Origin of the sequence: Kitasatospora sp. NPDC017646, from assembly GCF_044329365.1 — a bacterium.
Classification (GTDB): domain Bacteria; phylum Actinomycetota; class Actinomycetes; order Streptomycetales; family Streptomycetaceae; genus Kitasatospora.
The window spans coordinates 1-1,623 of the sequence record NZ_JBIRJC010000138.1; the positions used below are offsets into that span (position 1 = coordinate 1).

Sequence of the window (1,623 nt, forward strand, 5' to 3'; positions counted from 1 at the left end):
GCAGATCACCGCGACCGTACCGGCGGGCTCGGGCACCGTACAGGTGACCGTGACCACCCCCGGAGGCACCAGCAACGGCGTCGCGTTCACCTACGCGGTTGCCGCTCCGGTGATCGCTTCGGTCAGTCCGGCGACGGGGGCGACGGGGGCGACGGTGACGCTGACCGGCTCCGGCTTCACGGGGGCGACGGCGGTGCGGTTCGGTGCCGTCGCCGCCTCCTCGTTCACAGTGGTGTCGGCAACGCAGATCACCGCGACCGTACCGGCGGGCTCGGGCACCGTACAGGTGACCGTGACCACCCCCGGAGGCACCAGCAACGGCGTCGCGTTCACCTACGTTCCCGTTCCCCAACTGGTGAGCATGGTTCCTACGGCGGGGCCGACCTCGGGTGGGACCACGGTCACGCTGACGGGGAGCGGGCTGAGCGGCACCACCGCGGTCACCTTCGGATCCACGCCGGCCGCCTTCACCGTCGTGTCGGACAGCCAACTGGTCACCACGGCGCCGACGGGCTCGGGCACGGTGCAGGTGACGGTGACCACCCCCGGAGGCACCAGCAACAGCCTCGCCTACACCTACACCGCCCCACCGGTGGTGACCACGATCGTCCCGATCCAGGGGCCGGCGTCCGGTGGCAATACGGTCACGCTGACGGGCAGCGGCTTCTCGGGGGCGACGGCGGTGCGGTTCGGTGCCGTCGCCGCCTCGTCGTTCACGGTGGTGTCGGCGACGCAGATCACCGCGACCGCGCCGGCAGGAGCGCCCGGGCCGTCCGGCGTCACCGTCACCACGGCCGGTGGCACCAGCTTCCCCGTGCCCTACTACTACCTGAGCAACCCCCAGCTCACCGCCGTGGTCCCCGACGAAGGGCCCGTGCTCGGCGGAACCACCGTCACCGTCACGGGAAGCAGTCTGCTGGGGGCGACGGCGGTGCGGTTCGGTGCCGTCGCCGCCTCCTCGTTCACAGTGGTGTCGGCAACGCAGATCACCGCGACCGCGCCGGCGGGCTCGGGCACCGTGCAGGTGACCGTGACCACCCCCGGAGGCACCAGCAACGGTGCCGCGTTCACCTACGTTCCCCTTCCCCAACTGGTGAGCATGGTTCCTACGGCGGGGCCGACCTCGGGTGGGACCACGGTCACGCTGACGGGGAGCGGGCTGAGCGGCACCACCGCGGTCACCTTCGGATCCACGCCGGCCGCCTTCACCGTCGTGTCGGACAGCCAACTGGTCACCACGGCGCCGACGGGCTCGGGCACGGTGCAGGTGACGGTGACCACCCCCGGAGGCACCAGCAACAGCCTCGCCTACACCTACGTCGCCCCACCGTCGATCTAGGGTGCCACCTCTTCCGAGACCGGCGCGGCCATCGGAATCCCACTCCCGACCAAGTGTCCGACAACAGTGAGCTCCGACAGCGCGGCTGCTGTCGGAGCTCACCGTTCTGATCCCGCCGGATCGTGTCGCGCACGGACCGGCGGTCGGCCGCCGTCCTACAGGTAGGTGTAGGAGGCGCCGTTGCTGGTACCGGCCGGCGTGATCACCGTGACCGGGACGGTGCCGGTTCCGGGCGGGGAGACGGCCAGGATGGCGCCGTCGCCCAGCACGGTGAAGTTCGTGGC

At 71.3% G+C, this 1,623-nt stretch carries 1 protein-coding gene; it reads left to right on the forward strand.

The window, feature by feature from the left end; translation table 11 throughout:
• On the forward strand, positions 1–1,339 hold a 1,339-nt coding region (locus ACH4J0_RS43190; protein ID WP_396246661.1), incomplete at its 5' end, for a beta strand repeat-containing protein.
• Positions 1,340–1,623: the final 284 nt, after the last annotated feature.